The following is a 21,517-nucleotide window of genomic DNA, read 5'->3' as shown; positions in this document are numbered from 1 at the left end:
GGGCATGCCTTGTCCCATCAGTACTTCAACCTGCCGTAACTTCACGACGATCTCTTCCGGCTTGGGTCTCTTAATGGCCATACTTGGTCCTCCGCTTTCCTAACTATAGGGGCGGACCACTTCAAAGGGGGAAGCTCAGGTCCGCTTGGAGCCCTTTGTTAGAGATGCTGCAGAGCGCGCGAAGGTCGGATTTCAAAAAGAAATGCCCGGAGACCAAAAATACCTTTGACCCTGACGTTAGTGTCAGGGCTCTAAACAACCCTCCTATCGAAACCGAAAGATTCGCAGATAGGAGATTGAGCGAGATGACAAAAAAAGATGAATGGCAGGGCAAAGTAGCGATCGTCACAGGAGGCAGCTCCGGAATAGGCCAGGCGACCGCCTCCGCGCTGGCAGACTTGGGCGCAAATGTCCTGATCACAGGCCGCAATGCCGATAACCTGTCCGATGTTGCCGCCCTGAGCGACAATATTGAAACTTTGCAGATGGATAGCGCAAACGCGAAGAGTGGTGAGCAGATCGTTGACGCGGCCATGTCTCGTTGGGGCCGTATCGATTTGGTCGTCAACAATTCAGGCGCAGGGCAACCAGCCCCGATCGATGCTTATGACGCAGATATCATCGCCAATACGTCGGCTGTGAACATCACGGCCCCATCTGTGCTGGTGAAAGCCGCCCGTGCCGCCCTAAGCGAACAATCTGGGTCAATCGTAAACATCGGCACGGCTGTCTCTCGAAATGCGGCCCCCATGCTGTCGCACTACGGCGCAACCAAAGCCGCCTTGGAACATCTTACACAATCTTGGGCTATCGAGCTGGCAGAAGAGGGCATTCGGGTCAACGCCATTGCTCCCGGCCCAGTTAAAACGGGGGCGCTGACCGGAATGATGGGGCTCTCTGAAGAGATGGCCGAACAAATTGAGGCGCAAGAAACGGCGCAAGTGCCATTGGGCCGCCGAGGTGGGACGGCCGACATCGTACCGTGGATCCTACGCCTCGGAAGCCCGGAAAACGAGTGGATGACAGGTCAGATCCTGACGATCGATGGAGGCTGGTCACTGCGCGCCTGATACGAAAGTACCCCGGTGGAGCGCCCCATCCACCGGGGTTTCCTTGATAAACATTTCGCACGTTAACATGTAGAACAGACTTTGCAGGAGAGGTCTGAGATGCAATCGAAAGAAGCCGCCGATCGGCTGAAAATCACGCAACGCATGCTACGCCACTACGAAAAAGAAGGGCTGATGGAGGTTGGGCGCACAGTCAACGGCTACCGCAGTTACTCAGCAGCCGATTTAAGGCGCGCTGGTCGGATCCGCGATTTTATTGCGACGGGGTTTTCCACTCGAGAGATCCGAGCCATGAGCGCATGCCTGTCGGACGAGGGTTCTGGCCCATGCGAAGGCGGCGTGGAAAAACTGCGAGAAAAGCTTGAGCATATCGATAGGCTACGAGCGGAACTAGACGAAAAGCGAAGCGCAGTCATTGACAGGCTCGCCACCCTGCAAAACGACCTTGTCACCCTTAGCAGTCCTTGATCTTTGGCCCGTCAATGGCTGCTTTGTCCGTACTGCTGCCGTTCAAACCCAGAAGATCGCCGCACCTCGCATCAATGACCGCTTTTCACGCGGCTTCGCAGCGGCCGAAAGCTATGCTCCCATACCGAAAGGCGGGCTTTGCAAATGTCGCTAACTGCGCGTAGCCGTCGTTGTTGACCAAACACTATAGGGTAGCGCCGATCAGCCCAGGTTGCGGATGACTGCTCTCAGCCCAAAGCAGCCTTTTCTACTGAACCACTCCTTCTGAAAGCAGTCACTTGCCTCACCAGGTAGCATCAGTGCTGATGCGGGACAAACCCGCCTTTAGCTGCGGCGCAGCATCATATGATTCTAGAAGTAGCAATGAACGGATCGCGGACCTTGTTTTCTTGCCGATTATGGTGGCCTGCGATGGCCATAAGCTGAGCGAAAGTCGTTCGTTCCTGTGCCGGCCACCTGAGCGAATTTCCTTTACTAACCCTCATTTTCGCGCTTTTACTTGTTTCATAACTTGGAACCAATTGCCTGTGACCGAGCCTTTTTTGTTGAAAGATTTTTTGCTCGGCGCCCTGTGTCAGAGCCTGCGACGGCACAAGATCGGCATTTCGAAAATACATTTGATAAGGCCGAAGAAATGGCAAAAAAAACCGCTCAGGACATAAAGGTAGAAGCCGCAAAGCTTTCGGAATTGATAGCCCGTATGCGCAAGAAAGATCACAATTTTGCGCTGACCCTCGGCAAAGAGGGTGGCGTCATTTTGGCGGCGGACCCCAAAAAGGGCGCAAGCGTCATGTGGCGTCAGGCCAAGGCAAACGGCGGAACGTCCAAGGGCTGTATGGGCGTGGCTTCGGTCAAAGGCAAATTGATCCAATTCTACCCTGAAGGTGGGGATGAGCCGCCCAAATCGCTCTATTTGAACACCAAAAAACACCTCAAGGATTTGGGGCTGGCCTTCAAGGTCGCCTTTGTTTTGCCAGATGGGGCGGTGATCGGTGGGGAAGACGACGGCGAAGCCGGTGCACCCATGTCCGAGGGCACAGAAACCGAGGAGCAAGTGCCAGCGCCCGCGTCCAACGGCAAAAACGAGGATGCCGCCCGTGTCGCCGCGCTGAAGCAACAGATCAAGGACATGTCGCCCAAAGTCGCCGCATTGGCCAAGTCGGGGCATCCCGCCGCGGGCAAGCTAGCCACGGCTCTCAAAACGGCTGTTGCAGCACTCGGCTCCGGGCAGCTCGACAAAGCCGAAGCTGTTCTGGCCAAAGTCGCACCAGCGCTCGACAAGATCGGTGATGCAGCACCACAGACCGTAGATGACGCCGCGCCGGACAACAGCGCAAAAATCCGCAAACAGTTGGAAACAGCATTTAGGCCGATTGCGCAAGACCTGGACAAGCTCAAGGACGAGGCCGGCGAAAAGGTCGCGCAAAAAGCCGATCAGGTCGCGACAATGTTCTGGCAGGTGCTGGACGCAAGCGACTGGAAGAAAGCGGTCAGCGTCCTCAAACTGTCAAAAGCCTTTGCGGACAAAGAGATCGCAGCACTTACCAAGCAAGTGTCCGAAGCAGAGACCGGCATTCTTTCGGGGATTTCCGATTTTCTGGGCGATGTCGCCGACACAGTGACCAACACCGTCGGTGACATCGCTGAAGCAGCCTCTGACATTGCGGCAGAGGCTATGGAACAGATCGACGATTTCGTCGACAGTCTGACTGAAGACGGGCGCAAGAAACTGGAACTGCAGGCGCTCGGCTTCAGCGAAGAAGAGCAGGACCGAATCGTTGCCGCACTGGCCACCGACCCAAATGCGATGCGCGACGCCAAGGCCAAGCTTGTCGACGACATGGACATCACGCCGGACCAAAAGACGGCCCTAAAATCCATCGCCGGTGGCAACCCCCGCACCTTCAAAGCCATGTGCGATCTGGCAACAACGGATCCGGCCAGCTTTGCCGCAGCAACAGCAACCATGGCGGCACTGGACGCGGACGGCCCGCTTGATGTCACCCCGGCAGGTGTGCAGGCAACCCGTGACGCACGCATCGCCGCCCGCGCAGCGGAGGGCCCGGCCCAAGAGGCAATCACCACAGCCCAAATTGCAATCGATGCTCTGCAATCCGGGCCCGCGCTCGGATCGTCCTGGGAGACCGCACAACAAGCGTCCGCCGACGCGGAAAAAGCCTGGGCAGAGTTCAACGCCGCACTGCCAGACCCAAAGGATATGACCGAGGCCGAGCGCCAGGAGGCGATGCTGCGCGGGATGGAGCTGGACCGCCAACGCAAGGACGCAGCGCAGGCGGTCATCGACGCCGAAGCCGCCGACAAGGCCGCCGCCGCCGCGTCATTGACCGAGGCGCAAGCCGCACTTGCCAAGGCCAAGGACGATCAAACCGCAGCCCTTGAAACGCTTAAGGCACAGGACGCCAAACGGGGCATGCTCGATGCACTGACGTTTGGGCGGCTGTCCCCGGACGCACACCCCCAGATCGCGCCAGAAGACAAAGCAAAGTTTCTCGAAGTATTCGCCAAAGACGGCCAGATTGGGCGCAACGCGCTGGACCTCGCTGCACATTCCCCCGACCCATCGGTGATCGCGCAAAACGCAGGGTTCGTGGCCGACAAGATGCTGGACGGGTTTGCCGCCCCGTCCGGAGACAAGCTCGATCTTCCCGAAGCAGACATGCGCAACATGGCCACCAATGCCCTGCGCATGGGGGCAAGTGAGGGACAGTCCTACTTCGATGGCTTCTCGACCTACCTGGCCAGCGGAAAACAGCTCCAGCCCGACCCCCATGGCGGGCTCACCACGCCGCTGTCCGACCCGGCCGCAGAACGGCAGCGCAAAAACGCCATCGCCCTGTCGCGCACCCAAGCGATGAGTGCGGCGGTCATTAATGACAAGGGCGCAGTCAATTTCGGCTCTGACACCGCCGAGGCGGCGATGGACCATATGATGTTCCACCCCGGCAGCCTAACGCATTTCACACCGCAAATGACCGACAAAATGAACGAGGTGAAAACTCTGTTCACATCTGATGCGACCAAGGTTGAGGCCCAGGGCGTCATCGACGGCACGGCCCTTCCGGCGGTGGGCGCGCCGGGGCGGACAAATGCGTTGAAACTGGTCGCGGGCACGACGGGCAAGGATGCGGGCGCCGTAACTGACGCCGATGCCAAAGCGTCTGTATTGGCGGCAATGATGACACCGCTCAGCCAGGGGCCAGTCGGCTCGTGCTTCTCGACGGCCCCGGTGCGCGGCATCCGCGAAACCGACCCGATCCGCGCGATGACGCAGTTCAGCGAACTGGCCAACACCGGGATGTACACGACGCCAAACGGCCAAACCTACCCGGCCAACGTGAACCCACCCAAGGGCGAAAACCCGCTGATGCGCAGTTGGGAATACTCTGTGGCGACAGCCGCCGCAGAGCTGACGACAAGCCGCGAACACAAAAAACTGACGGGCGCGCTCAGCAAACCGGAAACCTTTGCGGGGATGAAAGACGTCATTCCCGACGAAAAATGGAACTCCTCAAGGGATCCCGACACAGGGCTGGTCATCCCCGGCGTGTCGGCAAAGCTGCGCAAGGCGATCACTCAGCAACTGAAGTTTGAATATAGCGCAGGCCCCGAAGTGGGCGCAGTCGGCGGCAGCGGAGACGGCAGTTCGACCGAAGGCGGGTATCAGGTCACCTACAAGGGCAAGGCACTTGCCAATGAGGCTGACTTTGTTGCCGCAATGAAGGACATCGCCCTGACCGCAACGGGCTATTCAGCGACAAGTGATGAAGGCAAGGCCGTCATCGCCGTGATCGAGGACCCGAAATTCGCCAATACGATCCTGGATTCCTATGGCGCTCCCGATCCCAAGAAAATACGCAAAGACCGTGTGGCACCATGGAACATGTCAAGCGGCGGGTTTGAGGATCAAACCGAACGTGTATTGCAGGGCGGTGAGCCGTCAATCGACAATATGCTCGGCACGACAGGTTTGCTGACATCGCGGTCCGGTCGGACCAAAGACGTCGTTGGTTCCATTTTGGGGCTTGGGTCGACCAAACCCACAGACATGAAGCTGATTTCAACCCGCGGCGACAACGCAAACCACGCCTTCAACGCCCTGCCCGGCCACCCCAGCCAGGACAAAATCCGGGATCCCAACTCGGATGCCAAGATTGAAAAAGAGCTCGTCCAACCGGGGCGCGCACTGGCAAGTACGAAACTGCCAGCCGATCAGGCCGCCCGCCTATATGATGACCAATTACGTGCACTTTTGCCAAGTGTAAGTGCCGACATGCGCGACCTGATCGCCGAGGCGTTCAAGCGTCGCCCAACCGAACCGATGACGCCCAAAAACCTCAAGGCCAAAGTCCAAACCGAGCTTGCAGCATATAAAGCAGTCGAAGCGCAGAGACGTGCAGATGATTGGGTCGCCAAGAATCGCCCGGATGCAGATGCCGCGATGAAACAAAGGGTTCTGGACCACTTTACCAAAGCCGTGGACTCTGACACCTCGGCAGACATTCAGGCGTCACTGATGGATGCCCTGCCTGTGCCCGAGGTTGTGATCGCCGACACGAATTGGGGTGGTCCCGAAGGCCAGATCTATTTCGTGGCCGCACCCGACCCGGTCACCGGTGATCTTGTCATGTGGCAAAAGAATGTTGCCACGGGGCGCATGACCCTGGCAGGTAAGAACTGGGAAGACTCCAATTGGTATGAGATAAAATGACAAAGCCGATCCGGTATCACAGCGTTCCTTTGAATATGGAGACGTCACATGGCTGATTTACTGCCCCCTGTTGAGCTTGAGTTTTCCGCTGCCGGAGCTCCGGTGGTCATAATCGCGGAAACGGTGGTGTCCTCTCCGACGCAGCTGTTGCGAACCGCACCCGCGCTGGCAGATCCGCGTTGGGCGTTTGCCTATGCGCAAATGGTAAATCACGTTGTGCAGGGTGACGACTTCGAGCTGATCATCAAGCCCGATGAATTCCGCGAAAAGTACATGGAGCGCTACAACGCCGAAGATCCCGACGAAGAGGTTGGCCCCGGTACGATCCGCCTGCACAACTTTGGAATCCCGGATTTTGCGGCGATCCACCAGCCTATGAAAAACAGCGACGAGTTGATCTTTTTCGTCGAGAATGTGTTCATGGGCATCCCCTATCGGGTCACGATGACCGAAGGAAGTGCGCCCGACTATCAGCCCGTCGCCATGGTCAAGTGATCAGCCGTCCCACTTGAGTATCTAGTCCACAGAGGCTGATATTGCGTGTCTAACTTTGGCTGCAAAAATCGAAGAATTGACTTGCGAGTGTTTGCCTGGACTCATCCTGAAAGTTGTGGCCTGCATCGTCATGCCACCGCCGAGCGAGGATGAATGTGCCTCGATCTGTAAGGATGTGACCGCTTCTTCACTCTTCGGACTTCAAGTCGATGGGGTGACGAAGCAATTGAATGTGCGCATCTTCGATGGTTTGCAAAGTCCGCTTTCTGCGCATAGCTGCCGTCGACGCCGAGTCCAGGCGGGTCGTCTGGTTAGTGAGCAACCATGGAAGCGTGGGATGTCAGCTCTCAGCCCGAAGCGGTCATTCGTGCCTAGCGCAACTTGAGGTGAGGCTCCGACATGAGGGGTGGAACCCGGACCTTAGCTGCACCTGTGAAGCTTCTGTGCCAGACTGGCAAAAGCAGCTATTCAAGCCCTAGTAGACCGGAGCCCACATGCTGCGCTGCGCACCAAGGTCGGCTGTGCGCAGTTTGTGACCTTTGCAAAGTTCGCCTTTCGACCTGAAAACGTAGCCCTCTACCGCTGCTATGCCGCGTGTGAAGCGGTCATTGATGGGAGTTGCAGCGCATTTGGGGGTTGTAGGGCAGCTGGGCGGACAAAGCGACAACAGTGGAACGTCCAACCCGACATAATTTTGGCACGATCAAATCGTATGACTGGCGGACATTTTGTAGTGGGAGATTTCGCCGTTGCTAAAGCAGTTTGTGAGTGCAGAGTTAAAGAAGCGCTTTCATAGAATGGAGATTGAGTTCGGCGGCGTCGATACTAACGTTATCGCTACAATCCCGCCGGTGCATACCTCATGGAAACCAATTTTCATTCGTGACGATGGTCATGAAGTCACCGTATTCTATGGAGATTTCACGCATGATCACTACAAGTATTACGGAGTAGACGTACCAATTGAAAGCAAAGCAAAAGCTATTGCAGAAGGCTTAGTTGCAGAACTCGCGATGGTGTTTGATGATCAGATAGAGTTTTGGCGCACTAGCTTTTCTGGCGGAATGGGCCCTATTGGCTCACTAAAGGCAATCTCTCACGCTCCAGGGGATATTAAAGCCACACTTTGGTCTGGAAAGGATAGTCACTAAGGGCTCGAAGCGGACCTGCGGCGGTGCGGCAGCAGGGTCGCAGCGATTCCGCATCAGTTCTCAGCCGCCAGATGACAGCAACCATCCCTTTCTTTATAAATTGCCTGGACGGCGCGTACAGGAAGGGTGGAAATCGGGAGTTCGCTGGCTTTGAGCCGTTACCGAATTCTAGGTCTTGGTCGCCGGACTATCATTGCTGGCAGAGGGCCACGGCTTCGAAGGCTGCGCCATCGCCGCGGAGGATTTGCGAGACGCGGTATTCGAACGCGTCGTTCACCTCGGAATTGCCCCCGCCCACAATGTCCTGCCCGAGCTGGGAGGGAATGCCGTAGAGCTTAGGCGGCGGCTCGCCAGGAAACGACTCCGCGAGGAGGGCGGCATTTCCGAGCTTGCGACAGACGTGGTCGCGACCCGCATCATAGGAGATCGTCCGCGAGTAGAAGACGACATTGACCCCAGCCTCGAGCATCTGCCTGGCGAATTTCGCGAAATTCGTGTCGCGGTGGATCTCATCGTCACGGTTGTCGGCGTTCAACTCGAAACAGGAATAGTGGACAACTAGAAATCGTGGCGGGTGCTCGGCCCAGAGTCCGTCGGTCGACTGCGCTCGGGTCCAGTTGCGCGGCATCGGCCGGGTCACGCCGACGGAGAGATCGCCCGAAACGCCGGCAACAATTGCGCGGATGTTGCCGACTACCTCTGGCGTATAGCGAGAATCGCCCGGACAGCTTGCTATTGCCACGTCCCTCGCGTCGTAGCGCTCTGGCCCCTCGATTAGATAGCCGCGGTCCACGAGAACCTCGACAATCCATTGCTCGACGAGTTCCTGTGCATTCAGCCCCTCGCCCCCACCGCGTTCGGCCGAGGGCTGTACGATCTGGTTGTGGTTTCCCGTGATCTCGACAAGGCTATCGGTGCAGAGGGGCTCCACGCCAGCGCGGTCGACGATGCGCTCATCGGATTCGAAAGCGCAAAAGGTCGGAATGCGAATTCGCTTGTTGAGCCATTCTGTCTTCAGGATCGTCTGAGCCTCGTCGCCGTCTTTGTCGAGTTTCTGCAGGACACTGACCAGCGGCCCGCTTCCCGGCAAGCGCCTGCCGAGATTTGCCAGAGCCGAGCCGCCGGTCGGGCTGGCGAAGAGAAAAAGGCCCGCCGTGCGGACGCGCAGGACGGGATCGTCGAGCAGCGCCCGTCGCAGAACGAGGCCTCCGAGGCTGTGGCCGATGAAATAGATCTCGCTGTAGCGGTGGATACCGTCGGCCCTGAGCTGCCGCGCCAGGTTGCCCGAGACGCTGGTGAAGCTGCGGCCGTTCCAAGCGTCGCTGTCGTAATTGGCGACGTAGATGTCCTGATCACGGAAGGTCTTCGACTGCGCGAGGAGAAGTGGCCAGGGCAGGCCCGCCGGGGGCGTCCAGGTTGAGGCGGCGTTGTCGCCATTGAGCGAACTGAGGCCGTGGACGAAGACGACGACCCGATTCGCAGCCGCGTCGGGGGCGGCGTCTCTGCGGACGTAGCCGGGAGCGTGCAGTTCCTGAGCGAGACCAGACGTGGCAGTGATGAGAAGGAATGTTGTTAGCATCCGACCCAAAAGTCTGAAAATCATTTCGCGCCCCTCAATCCGGTCTTTCCCAAGTGACCAACAATGAAGTTGATTCAACAGTGCAAGTCGCCACCTGACAAGGCCTTTCAAACAGAAACGTGCTTTACATGTACTTGGCATTACGCGGAGCGCCATTTGATGATGAGACCACCTCCGACGCCATATGTGTGCTGAAATGCGTCTGGCGGGATCCACAGAGGCGAGGAAGAGCGTCCGCAGCCATTCATCAATGTCTGTTTCCGGGAATGCTGCAATGCAGGATCGGGCCGCACACCCAGCGTCCGGTTTGGGCCGTTCGTGATCGTCATTACCCTCGATCGAGCTTGACTAAGCAATGTACACAAACTGCGCTTCGCTGACCTTCAAGCAAGGCGCGGCATCGCCAGGGCTAGCTGAGCAGACTTGAAGGTCCGCTCACGGAAAGTCTTTCGCGCCTGCAGCAGAGACATTGCCGCGCCTTGCATGAATTTCGTGATTGGGCTGACAGCAGGCATCCGCAACCTGGACGGATCGGCGCTACCATCGCAGGCAACCCACAACGTCAGCTATGCGCAGTTAGTGACCTTTGCAAAGTCCTGAGTGCGAAGCCGACTATGAGCCGCAACCGGCCCTAAACGGACATCCAGCCACCGTTCAGTATGCTGCAGTGCGGCCCGTCATTCAGGACTTTCGCTGCACTGCAGCGACCCCACAACCGCCGTGTGCAGATCACCTTTGGTGTTGCAGCGCGGCAATTCGGACCAAATTTTCTGCCTAAGCCCGCAATTAGGACTTCTGTAATGCTGGTTTAAACAGCGCTCTGCACTCCCTTGGATCCATGGTTGAACAATTCAAATGCGTCACTTCTCCGTTTGGGGAACGCTTCAACCCTATGCTCTCTCCTGAGGAGCTTTGCGCCCATCAAATGGGAGCGCGCAAGCATAAATCTGGCCAAAATTATGTTTTTCCAAGATCGTCTGAGTTCAGATTGAGATGCGCCATACCGCTGTTGCCCAGCTCTACTGCAGCAAAGGGGCCCCCGTGATGCGTATTTGCAGGGGCTTGTGGATCGACTGGACCGTTCTCGGCAAAGATCATCTCTGCGAATTGTTCTGCGTTGTCTTTGGGGCGATACCCAAGATGGTGGGCCTTGGAGTTGTCCACTGGGGCGCGGTCATTGTCTGACACACCGTAAACAACGGAGAACCCGGTGACCGGCGTGTCGATCGCGCGTTGCACCAATTGGATAAGATCATCGTAGGAGAGCCATGTACCAACGGCGCGGGGGTTGGAGACCTGAGCGCAGGACAGAATACGCATGCAGACGGACTCAAGACCACGTTTGTCCCAATACAAAGAAGCCAGATCTTCGGCGAAACATTTCGCCAGGCCGTAGAAGGTATCGGGCCGATGTGGCGCATCAGTGCCAATGAAATCGGTTTTCTTATGCATGCCGACTGCGTGGATCGAGGAGGCATAGACCACACGGCGCAGATTGTTGCGATGGGCGGCCTCCCAGATATTATAGGCTCCAATGAAGTTTGGGCCTAGCAGAGCCTCAAAGGGGGCCTCGTCGCCTATGGCGCCAAAATGGACCACCATATCCGCCCCTTCGAGCAGCGTGACCATTGCGTCCAAATCCGCCAGATCGGCTTTCACATAGGTCTCGTTCGGGGCCAGGTCCGCTGGCGCCTCAGCGATATCAGTCGATACAAACTCTTCGCACATCCTGGACAGCGGGCCACGTAGATAAGATCCCAAACGACCAGCGGCTCCGGTGAGGACAAGTTTTTTCATAGTTCAGGTCTTTCTTTTCAGTTTGGCAATAGAGGCGGCAAGGCGGTCCATCGCTTGGCCAAGCACTTCTAGCGAGGCTGCAGTTGAAATTCGGAAAAAGGGCGACAGCTCATAGGCACTGCCAGGCACGGCGGCAATACCGGCGTCCTTTAGGATGTAAGCAGTGATCTCGGCATCATCCTTCAGGGTTTCGCCATTGGGGGCTTCGGCGCCAATCAGATCAGCGCAGCCAATAAGCCCATAAAACGCGCCGCCAGGTGGGGCCAGGGTCAACCCATCGATCTGGGCGATACGTGCGACGACCAGGTCGCGGCGGTCTTGGAATGCTTGGCAGAAGGCCCGCACGCTTTCCTGCGGCCCGTTGAGGGCCGACGCTGCCGCGGCTTGAGCCACCGAGCAGGCGCCTGAACAGATCTGGCTTTGCACCTTTGTCATCGCCGTGATCAGCGGTGTTGGACCGGCGCCATAGCCAATGCGCCAGCCGGTCATTGCGTAGGCTTTGGACACCCCATTCACGGTCAGTATGCGCTGTTTCAGCTGTGGATTGGCGGTGGCAAAAGACAGGAACTTGCGTCCATCAAACAGGATATGTTCATAGATCTCATCCGACAGGATCAGCACTTCGGGGTGGCGATCAAGAACTTCCCCAAGGGCGCGCAGATCAGCGTCGGAATAGACGGCACCTGCTGGGTTGGAAGGCAAATTCAACATGATCCAGCGGGTCTTAGGGGTGATTGCAGCCTCCAGCTGCGCTGGGGTGAGGCAAAATCCGTTTTCTGCCGGGCAGGTCAAGGCAACCACCGTACCGCCAAGGATCAGCACAATGTCTTTGTATTGGCCAAAGTAGGGCGCGCACATCAGCACCTCGTCTCCGGGCTCCAATGTGGCCATCATCGCATTGAACAGCACCTGTTTGGCCCCGTTTGAAACGATCACCTCGTCCAGGGCGTAGTCTAGCGCGTTTTCGCGTTTGAGCTTGTCCACCACTGCCTGGCGCATCTCTGCCGTGCCATTGGTTGGTGGATAACGGGTTTCCCCGCGCAAGGCCGCCTCATGAGCGGCCTCGACGATATGTGCTGGCGTGTCAAAGTCAGGTTCGCCCAGACCAAGATCGATCACATCCTCACCCCGTGCCTTTGCCGCCTTTGCTGCTTGGCTGACCCAGGCAGAGGCGGAGGGTTCGACCGGATCAAGGCGACTGGAAGCAAACCTCATTGCAGCCCCGCTTTTACCTGAGCCAAAAGCCCGTCAGAGGCCTTGGCCAGAAGGGACGCATCGGTGCCACAGGCAACAAAGGTAAAACCCTCGTTCAACAGCTCCACTGCAAAGACAGGATCAAGAACCAAAGTGCCAACCGGAACGCCTTTTGCGATCAATTTCTGCGCAGCCGGTTTGATCAGCTGCCAGACCTCGGGATCCATCGGCTTGCCCAGCTTGCCGATATCCGCCGCAATATCACCAGGGCCAAAGAAGATGCCGTGAACGCCATCGATGGCTGCAATAGCCTCGGCCTGCGCGACTGCGCCCCGCGTTTCCAGCTGCAGCAAAACGCTGGTTTCCTCCTCGATACGAGCGGTGTAATCGCTTATTCGGCCAAATCTGGTGGCGCGGGTGGCGCCTGCAACCCCCCGTACGCCACGAGGCGGATAGCGGGTCGCTGCGACGGCCTTTTCGGCCTCAGGAACCGATTGGATCATCGGAAACAGTAGCCCTGGCGCCCCAAGGTCGAGCAGGCGTTTCACAGCAACGGTATCGTTCCATTCCACCCGCACAATCGCGGTGGTGTCACTGGCGGCAAAGGCCTGCAACTGCCCCAGAACGCTCATGTAATCATTGGGACTGTGCTCCATGTCAATCAGCGCCCAATCATAGCCGGCATGGGCGGTGACCTCGGCCACAAAGTTGCTGCACAGGGTGATCCAAAGGCCGAGCTGCCTTTGGCCTGTGTTCAATGCCCTGGTAAATGCGTTGCGGGTCAGCTGCATCAGATGATCGCCTTCTCGACTATTTTGCGACCCGCCGGGATGCGGTCGAAATGGAACTGTGACATGTCCAGTGACTTATAGGCGCCATGCACCATGATTTCAGCGGTGCCGCGGCCCATGGCCGGAGATTGCTGCAGCCCGTGCCCGGAGAAGCCATTGAGGAAGAAGAAGTTCTCCAGCTCCATATGCGGCCCCATGATGGCGTTGTGATCAAAGGTGTTCATGGAATAATGCCCGGCCCATTCTGACTGAACCTTGATCGCTTCGAACTGCGGAATACGGGTAGCAAGAATTGGCCAGACGTGGTTTTCCCAAATCGCGTGGTCCATGGTGAAATCATCTGGATCGACGGCTGGGTCGATGTCCGAATGACCGCCGCATTGATAGGTGCCGCCGCCGTTTTCACGCACATGCACGCCCGAGGGGTCGATCGTTAGTGGCAGATCCCTGTCCAGGGGCTCTGCCGCCGAAAAGATCCAGGAATAACGCTTGCGCGGCTCTACCGGCACCTCAATGCCAGCCATCTGTGCAGTCCGTGCTGCACGCGGGCCGGATGCGTTCAGTACCTGGCCACAGGCGATCACTTCGCCAGATTTCAGGGTAACGCTCTCGACACGGGTGCCTGCTGCGTTTTTGGTGATCGCGACAACTTCGTTTTCGACATATTCCACACCGCGTTCGCGTGCTGATTTCCGCCACCAGTCAAAAACAGCTGTAGCGTCCCAGAAACCTTCATCCACCAGATTGATCGACCCCAGAACAATGTCGTCAACATTATAAAACGGATAGGCGGCTTTGATCTGATCTGGGGTCATCAGCTGGGTCGCAGCCCCGGCTGCAAGTTGGACCTTCTGGTTGTCGCGCAACACATCGGCAAAGCCTTCGTTGTCGGCCAAATACATATAGCCAAAGGAGCGGATCGACAGCTCTGGAACCCGATCATCATTGCCCATGTAGCGCGGCAGATTTTTGACAAAATCGGCGGCAAACTGGCTGATCCGCACATTCAACTCACCCGAGAACTGCTGCCGCATGCAGGAATTGGTGTGCATGGTCGAGGTGTTCTCGTAGCTGAGGTCGCGGTCCACAACCAAGACCCTACCATCAAAATCCACGTCATCCGACAAAAACCAAGCAGCAGAAGCACCCATCATGGCGCCTCCGATGATTACAACATCATAGCTGTTGTGTTCTGGGGCTTGGGTTTTCATATGTTGTCTCCTCGGGCAATGGCTGCCGAGACATCCGCGATGTCTTCGGCCGATAGATTGTAGTCAGTTGCGGCCGTTTCAGCCGAGATATAGCCCCGTGCTAGGTCTCGTTTGACCAGCTCAACTGGGCGTTCTGATGGATCACCGTAGCCAGCCCCCCCAGGGAAAGCCATGACCACTTTTCGCCCATGTGGCACGAACTGTTTGCCCTTGCCATTCATGGCGCTGCCGTCGTCCTGGGCGATGGTTGTTGCGGCCCCGGCACCACCGCCACGGCGGCCACGGGCGGGATGGTCAACCCGGTCAAACATCGCCTGGATGTCAAATTCATGCCCCTCTTGCGCGCCAACTTCCATATACTGGCCAAGCCCACCACGGGTCTTACCAGCACCCCCTGAATTTGGACGCAGTTCCTTGCGCCAGATAATCACCGGACCCGCATGTTCGGTTGCCTCAATCGGCATGGTCATCACCCCAGAGGGAAAGGCCGTAGCATTCAGCCCGTCATGCGTCGGCCGCGCGCCTGATCCGCCGGAGTTGAAGGTCAGCACTTCAGAGCGCCGGGCATCTGCTGGTGCTGGCGCGTCGCTGCGGGGGCGCAGCGAGACCTGGAAATTGCACAGGCAGCCAGCACCTTCGGCAGGCACCAGGCCGGGAACGATCTTGTCAAAGGCATCATAGACTGCGTCGGGAACAAAATGGCCGACGATATGGCGCAGCGCCACCGGGGCCGGGTGCAAGGCATTGACGATGCTGTTTTCCGGCGCAGTGATCTCGAAAGGTGCAAGCGAGGCTGCGTTGTTTGGGATCTCTGGGGCAATGGCCACCTTCAGGGCGTAGCAGGCATAGGCCTTGGCGTAGACCAGTGGGCAATTGATGCCTTTCTTGTCCAGACCAGACGAGCCGGTAAAATCAGAGACAATCCTATCGCCCTTGATGCTCACCTTAACTTTGAGCGTAATGGGACGATCGAACCCATCCATCGTCATTTCGCCCTCGGCTTCCTGCTGTGGCAGGGCCTTGATCCGTTCGATTGTAGCGCGACGCGAGTTGTCGAGGATAAAGGCGGCAATGCCGTCCAGATCTGCCAGCTGGAATTCCTCCATCATGTCGACCAAACGGCGGTGACCGATCTCGTTGCAGGTCGCCAGGGCGTAGATGTCTCCGACCAGCTGATCCGGCTCGCGCACATTGCCGCGAATGATCCGGGTCAGGGTTTCGTCAACCCGGCCTTTGTCGGCAAATTTCATAATCGGGATATACAGTCCTTCCTCATAGACGGATTGCGCATCCGCGCCAAACCCACGGCCCCCAATATCAACGATATGTGCAGTACAGGCAAAAAAACCGACCAAAGCTTCCCCGTGGAACGAGGGCGACACCATGGTGATGTCATGCAGGTGGCCGGTGCCCTCCCAAGGATCATTGGTGATATAGATATCACCGTTGCAGATATTCTCCCGCCCGATGCGACGAATGAAATGGGCCACGGCGTCGGCCATGGCATTCACATGGCCGGGCGTACCCGTTACCGCCTGCGCCAGCATATTGCCATGGGTGTCGTAGACCCCGGCAGACAGATCCCCTGCCTCGCGCACCGAGGTGGAGAAGGCAGTGCGCACCAAGGCCTGCGCCTGTTCCTCGACAACCGAAATCAGGCGGTTCCACATGACCTGATAGGCAACTTTTGAATGGTCTTGTGTCATTGGGCACCCCCTTTGGTGATCACGTCGATGCAGCCATCAGGCTGACGGATTGCATCCCGGCTTGCCGGTACAATGATGGTGGTCTCGGCTTCGGTCACGGCAGCCGGACCGCTGGCTCGCTGGCCTTTGGTCATCTGGTCACGCTCAAACAGGCCCGCATCCAGATAGCTGCCGGTTGCAGCATCAAACAAATGCCGGGTGCCAGTCTGACTGGCCTCTGTGGATCCCGTGACCTCAGCCACCCGCGCAACCTGTTCGGGAGGCGTCGTGGCATTGACCGACCAGACAGTGATCTCAATATCCATACCGGCAACGGGTCGGCCAAAGAGCTTGGTATAGTCTTCCTCGAACCGTGCTTCAAACACCGCAGCCTGCGGGTTCATCGCCTGTTCTTCGGTCAGGTCGATCGGGATTTCCCAACCCTGGCCAGTGTAACGCATGTAGACTTTGAACTCGGAAAGGATCGGGCTGGTGGCATCACAGGTGCGGACAAAGCCCGTAGCCTCAGCCCGCAGATTGCTGAGCAAGGATTTGATGGCCTCTCCGTCAAAGTCCGACAGTTTCATATAGACTGAGCGGTTCGCCTCAAAACTGAAGGGCGCGCGTAAAAACCCAATGGCCGAGCCAACCCCAGCCCCCGGCGGTACCAGAAGCCGTTCAACGCCAAGCTTTTCGCACAGACGGCCCGCGTGCAGCGGCGCCGCCCCACCAAAGGCAATCATGGTGTATTCAGACAGATCCTCGCCGTTTTCAACCGCATGCACCCGCGCTGCATTGGCCATGTTTTCATCGACCACTTCCGCAACGCCAAAGGCCGCTTCTACGGCATCCATGTCCAGGGTTTCACCGACATGGGTGTGCAGGGCAGTTTTTGACTGATCCGGATGCAGCTTGATCGAGCCCGCCGCAAAATTATCCGGGTCCAGCTTGCCCAAAACCAGATCAGCATCGGTGACACCAGGACGTTCTCCCCCGCGTCCATAACAGGCCGGGCCCGGCTCTGAACCTGCGCTTTCAGGGCCAACCCGAATTTGCCGCATGGCATCCACATGGGCCAGAGATCCGCCGCCTGCGCCGATCTCGACCATGTCGATAACGGGGATAGAAATTGGCATACCCGAGCCTTTTTTGAACCGGTAGGTCCGAGCAACTTCGAAAACGCGGCTGGTTTTGGGGGTCTGGTTCTTGATCAGGCATATCTTCGCCGTGGTGCCCCCCATATCAAAGGAGAGCACTTTATCGATCCCATAACGCGCCGCAATATGGGCCGCAAAAACTGCCCCGCCTGCGGGACCGGATTCCACCAGTCGCACCGGGAAATCAGCGGCATTCTGAATTGAAATAATGCCACCGCCTGAGTGCATCAGGAAGATACGGCAGCGCACGCCTTCATCTTGAAGACGTTGCTCCAGCCGCCCCAAATAGGAGGCCATCAGAGGTTTGATATAGGCATTTGCCACCACGGTATTGAACCGCTCATACTCCCGCATCTGCGGGCTCACCTCTGATGAGATAGAGACCGCAACATCGGGTAGGCGCTCAACCAGGATCGCCCGCACCATTTCCTCATGTTTGGCATTGAGGTAGGAGTGCATCAGGCCAACGGCGACGCTTTCATAGCCGCCCTCGGCAATTTGGGCCACCACGGCCTCGACCTCGGCGGGGTCCAGATCAATCAGGATCTGGCCTTTGGCATCGACCCGTTCGCGAATAGTAAACCTCATCTGCCGCGGCAGCAGCGGGTCGGGCAGATTGAGGTTCAGATCATATTGTTCAAAGCGTGACTCAGTCCGCATTTCGATCACGTCGCGGAAGCCCTCTGTGGTGATCAAAGCCGTCTTGGCACCACGGCGCTCGATCAAGGCGTTTGTAGCCAGAGTGGTGCCATGGATAATCTGATCGATTTCACGGGGATTAACCCCGGCCCTGGCGCAGACTTGATGCATGCCATCAATGATGGCATTTTCCGGCGCGGTATAAGTTGTCAAAACCTTGGTGGAAAAAGGCAGCCCGTCCTTTTCCAGCACGACATCCGTAAATGTGCCGCCAATATCTACACCAAGGCGGATGGTCGAGGGTTTCATGCGGCACTCCGAGTCGTTGTTCCAGTTCCCCCAGATGCCCAAAGTTTGCGCCAATAATCAAATTGATTAAATCTCTCAACCTGATATAATTTATTTATCCTTTGAGTTCTCCTGTTGCGCTTCAACCGCCAGCTTTGCAGCCCTGCCGACAAAAAGAGGTGCGCGCTCTTTGGTATATCTTGCAAAGAAGGTCAGCGGCGCGGGGAGCCAGTTGCAGGGAACGATACGCAGCTCACTGGACTTGAGCTCAGGCGCTACCAGCGCTTCCGGCAGAAGCGCGACGCCCAATCCCTCCAAAACCATGGGAACACAGGCAGACAGGGCGCTGGAATGTACGATCTGACTGGTTTCCAGACCGTTCTGCTCGGCAACTTGATGCAGTGCAAGACCCGCCTGAGTATGCTTTGCGTGGGTCAGGATCGTTTGTTGGAACAATGCCTCCAAGTTAGGTCTCGTCCCCAAGCCCTTTGCCAGTTTTGGATTGGCCACCCAGCAGTAGTTTTCCAAACCAAGGGGTTCGCTTGCAAAAGACGTGACCTTGAAAGGTCCGGTTTGCAAGGCAAGATCAAGCTGGCCTTCTATCAGGCGGCGCTCGATCACTGTAGACAGATCCACCTCTAGTTCGACACGCAGTTTGGGGTATGCCTCTTTCAAAAGACGCAAGAAACCGCGCAGCCAAGAACAGGCTACCAGTTCGGTCACACCAAGTCGCAGCCGTTCTTCGATTAAATCTTGCCGTCCGGCCGCTTCGATCAAAGCCTCCCCGGCCCAAAGCACTGTGCGAGCTTTATCGAGCAAGACCTCTCCTTTTGCAGTGAGTCGAACAGAACCTGCATCGCGTGTCAGCAGGGATGTACCAAGGGCATTTTCAAGCGTCGCAATCCGCGCTGAGATATTTGGCTGGGTTGTCCCCAAAGCAACTGCAGCGGCCCGAAACGTCCCTGTATCAACAACGAAGGCCAAGGCCTCCAACTGCTTTAGGGTGAACTGACTCTTGATCATCTCGCATGCACCAATAGAGAAAAATGATCCTTAGTGTGGGGCAGTTACAAGATAAATGAAAGCCACCAGCCGAGCGCCTCTGAAGTTGCTTCGCATTCACCACTTGCGCTGCACCAAAACAAGGTTGCGGCTACAGACAGACCTTGGTTTGTATGTCGGCTCCTAGCTTTACGGCATTGTTGGTTCGCGTTTGTAGCGAACGTCGGCTTTCCGCCCTTCATGCATGTACTGAGGGCGCGGTTGCCCACCTGGCATGAGGCCGCTTTGGGCTGAAAGCAGTCAACCAGGTCTGCCGATCAGACCGGCGACAGACTGTTCAGAGTGAAAACCACACGCTGCATCGCCGCAAGGCGGCTTTGAGCTTTAACAACCTCTTCCAAAAACGACCGTCAGTTGAACGCTTCTCTGAACCAGACATTGGCGTACTTGCAGCGACCCGTTGAAACTGCACCGCACTGCGGACGTTCCAAATTTTTACTGGTCAGCATAGGCATGTTCGAGAAAGCCGCGCTTAAAAGTCTATCTTACGGCACTATCAGAGAAAAACTCTCCCGGCTCCAAAGCCAGAAAACGCTTCACGTCAATTCCTGCCAAAACAAGACTGTCGAGCAATAACTCTCTTGGTTCGTTTCGCGCTTCATTCGTAAGCTGAAATGTACCCCAATGCATGCCTACGGCCTGATGGGCGCCGGTATCTTCGAAAATGCGCACAGATTCGTCGGGTGCAACGTGTTGATCAGACATGAACCAACGGGGCTCGTACGCTCCGATCGGAATGATCGCTATGTCGGGCCTTCCGTAACGAACTCGTATGTCACGGAACAGTGCGCCGTCGCCATAGCCAGTGTCTCCGGCAAACCAAATTTGGGCTTTTGGACTGTTGATCCAGAACCCACTCCAAAGTGCCATGCGTCGATCACGAACTCCGCGGGCCGACCAGTGGTTTGCCGGTGTTAGGGTAACCGAAATCTCTGGCGTTATTTGAACTGTATCATGCCAATCACCCACCTTTATTTTGGCATCAGGCACTGATTGTCGGACAATTTTGTCATTACCATATGGCATCACCATCAACGGGCTGTGGGCAGCCTGCAGCCGACGTAAAGTTGTCAGATCAAGGTGATCGTAGTGGTTATGACTTAGGAGAACGGCATCAATATCTGGGAGTTTGTCAAATGCGATACCAGGTTCTGTGACGCGTTTGGGACCTATGAAACTTAGAGGGCTGACACGCTCGGACCAGACTGGATCGGTCAACAGATTAACGCCTGCCACTTGGACCAACAGAGTTGCATGACCAACCATTGTGACCCTCGCCTGTTCACTCCGCGGTGGGGGGACATGCGGTGTGACTGGGACAAAATCAGGCCACTTTGCACGGCCCCCCTCACGACGCCAGCGCAAGAGATTAGCGAGTGACTTGTCCGGCAATGGTTGTCCCGGTGAAAAAAACCGCACGCCGTCAAAGTTATCACTGATAGGGCCTGCATAGTAACGGCTTCGCGTTGATTTCATTATGGTGCTCCATTCGTTGAGTTGCCTTGTTCCGATACCGCAAACAACCTCATTTAGTCTCATGCAGGTACTGTTTGATCATCAGGTCGCAGCATCACAAGGCCAATCAGACGATGGATTATAACTTCTTCGATCAGTTCAGTAATATCTACGATAAAATGATCATGGCGCCAGTGCTTATGCCACCCGCGACAAGAAACAGAACAAAGACAAAAGCAGTATCCAGCGAGCGAAATGCGAAGCGGTCATTCATCTGCAAAGAAGCAAGGACCGTTTTGTCTGCTCAGCCGACCTCTGACCAACAAAAATGCTGCACAATGTATCGAACGGCTGCTTCGGGGAAGCTGCAACGCAGTGCTTGGACATCTGGCCAACGGCAGGTGTGGGCCGCCTGTGTAGGCGACCCAGAAATGTTAGATTTCAATGGCTTCAGCAATGGCCAGGGCATCCTCAAGTTCAACACCAAGATACCTGACCGTGCTGTCCATCTTTGTGTGCCCCAACAAAAGCTGGACGGCGCGAAGGTTGCCTGTTTTCTTGTAGATCTGAGTGACTTTCGTGCGCCGTATCGAATGTGTGCCATACTGAGCTTCCCCCTTTGAAGTGGTCCGCCCCTATAGTTAGGAAAGCGGAGGACCAAGTATGGCCATTAAGAGACCCAAGCCGGAAGAGATCGTCGTGAAGTTACGGCAGGTTGAAGTACTGATGGGACAAGGCATGCCCCG

At 56.8% G+C, this 21,517-nt stretch carries 15 protein-coding genes and 1 pseudogene; 5 read left to right on the top strand and 11 right to left on the bottom strand.

What is annotated here, in order from left to right; all coding sequences use genetic code 11:
- Positions 1-305 precede the first annotated feature (305 nt).
- Together ABJP42_RS15465 and ABJP42_RS15460 are read left to right on the top strand one after the other, a co-directional pair.
- Positions 306-1,070 carry an SDR family NAD(P)-dependent oxidoreductase gene (locus ABJP42_RS15465; protein ID WP_348341923.1) on the top strand — a complete coding sequence of 255 codons (765 nt, stop codon included), beginning with the start codon at positions 306-308 and terminating at the stop codon, positions 1,068-1,070.
- Positions 1,071-1,169: 99 nt separating this feature from the next.
- Entirely contained in the window at positions 1,170-1,538 is a 369-nt protein-coding gene (locus tag ABJP42_RS15460; RefSeq protein WP_348341921.1) for a MerR family transcriptional regulator, read from the top strand.
- A gap of 574 nt (positions 1,539-2,112) precedes the next feature.
- Here the strand turns inward: ABJP42_RS15460 and ABJP42_RS15455 are convergent.
- Complete coding sequence (locus ABJP42_RS15455; protein WP_348341919.1) at positions 2,113-2,469, bottom strand: hypothetical protein; 357 nt, start codon at positions 2,467-2,469, stop codon at positions 2,113-2,115.
- Between ABJP42_RS15455 and ABJP42_RS15450 the strand changes: the two genes are divergently transcribed.
- From ABJP42_RS15450 to ABJP42_RS15440, 3 genes are all read left to right on the top strand, one after another.
- The gene (locus tag ABJP42_RS15450) at positions 2,452-6,267 is read left to right on the top strand and encodes a hypothetical protein (RefSeq protein ID WP_348341917.1); all 3,816 of its coding nucleotides are present in this window, start codon (positions 2,452-2,454) and stop codon (positions 6,265-6,267) included. The two genes, ABJP42_RS15455 and ABJP42_RS15450, sit on opposite strands and share 18 nt — an antisense overlap.
- Before the next feature lie 48 nt (positions 6,268-6,315).
- Positions 6,316-6,762, top strand: coding sequence for a hypothetical protein (locus tag ABJP42_RS15445; protein ID WP_348341915.1), 447 nt, complete (start codon positions 6,316-6,318; stop codon positions 6,760-6,762).
- Positions 6,763-7,559: 797 nt separating this feature from the next.
- Entirely contained in the window at positions 7,560-7,913 is a 354-nt protein-coding gene (locus ABJP42_RS15440) for a hypothetical protein (protein WP_348341913.1), read from the top strand.
- Positions 7,914-8,103: 190 nt separating this feature from the next.
- Here the strand turns inward: ABJP42_RS15440 and ABJP42_RS15435 are convergent, their stop codons facing one another.
- From ABJP42_RS15435 to ABJP42_RS15390, 10 genes and pseudogenes are all read right to left on the bottom strand, one after another.
- Positions 8,104-9,516, bottom strand: coding sequence for an esterase/lipase family protein (locus ABJP42_RS15435; protein WP_348341912.1), 1,413 nt, complete (start codon positions 9,514-9,516; stop codon positions 8,104-8,106).
- A gap of 933 nt (positions 9,517-10,449) precedes the next feature.
- Positions 10,450-11,289, bottom strand: coding sequence for an NAD-dependent epimerase/dehydratase family protein (locus ABJP42_RS15430; RefSeq protein ID WP_348341910.1), 840 nt, complete (start codon positions 11,287-11,289; stop codon positions 10,450-10,452).
- A gap of 3 nt (positions 11,290-11,292) precedes the next feature.
- Positions 11,293-12,504: a pyridoxal phosphate-dependent aminotransferase gene (locus tag ABJP42_RS15425; protein ID WP_348341908.1), complete on the bottom strand. Its 1,212-nt coding sequence runs from the start codon at positions 12,502-12,504 to the stop codon at positions 11,293-11,295.
- Complete coding sequence (locus ABJP42_RS15420) at positions 12,501-13,274, bottom strand: HpcH/HpaI aldolase family protein (protein WP_348341906.1); 774 nt, start codon at positions 13,272-13,274, stop codon at positions 12,501-12,503. The genes ABJP42_RS15425 and ABJP42_RS15420 overlap by 4 nt, the downstream gene beginning before the upstream one ends.
- The gene (locus tag ABJP42_RS15415; RefSeq protein ID WP_348341904.1) at positions 13,274-14,485 is read right to left on the bottom strand and encodes an NAD(P)/FAD-dependent oxidoreductase; all 1,212 of its coding nucleotides are present in this window, start codon (positions 14,483-14,485) and stop codon (positions 13,274-13,276) included. Before ABJP42_RS15415 ends, ABJP42_RS15420 begins: the two co-directional genes overlap by 1 nt.
- Positions 14,482-16,191 carry a hydantoinase B/oxoprolinase family protein gene (locus ABJP42_RS15410; protein WP_348341902.1) on the bottom strand — a complete coding sequence of 570 codons (1,710 nt, stop codon included), beginning with the start codon at positions 16,189-16,191 and terminating at the stop codon, positions 14,482-14,484. The genes ABJP42_RS15415 and ABJP42_RS15410 overlap by 4 nt, the downstream gene beginning before the upstream one ends.
- Positions 16,188-18,275, bottom strand: a complete 2,088-nt coding sequence (locus tag ABJP42_RS15405) for a hydantoinase/oxoprolinase family protein (protein ID WP_348341900.1) — start codon at positions 18,273-18,275, stop codon at positions 16,188-16,190. The genes ABJP42_RS15410 and ABJP42_RS15405 overlap by 4 nt, the downstream gene beginning before the upstream one ends.
- A gap of 90 nt (positions 18,276-18,365) precedes the next feature.
- Positions 18,366-19,277, bottom strand: coding sequence for a LysR family transcriptional regulator (locus ABJP42_RS15400; RefSeq protein ID WP_348341898.1), 912 nt, complete (start codon positions 19,275-19,277; stop codon positions 18,366-18,368).
- A 519-nt stretch (positions 19,278-19,796) separates the two neighbouring features.
- Positions 19,797-20,582 (bottom strand): MBL fold metallo-hydrolase, encoded by a 786-nt coding sequence (locus ABJP42_RS15395; RefSeq protein ID WP_348341896.1) that lies wholly within the window; start codon positions 20,580-20,582, stop codon positions 19,797-19,799.
- Between the two features lie 623 nt (positions 20,583-21,205).
- A pseudogene (locus tag ABJP42_RS15390) lies at positions 21,206-21,376 on the bottom strand (tyrosine-type recombinase/integrase); the annotation flags it as partial.
- Positions 21,377-21,517: the final 141 nt, after the last annotated feature.

It is taken from the genome of Pseudophaeobacter sp. (assembly GCF_039971195.1).
GTDB lineage: Bacteria > Pseudomonadota > Alphaproteobacteria > Rhodobacterales > Rhodobacteraceae > Pseudophaeobacter.
The sequence above is the reverse complement of the archived record's forward strand: the minus strand, read 5'-3'. Positions and strand labels throughout refer to the sequence as shown.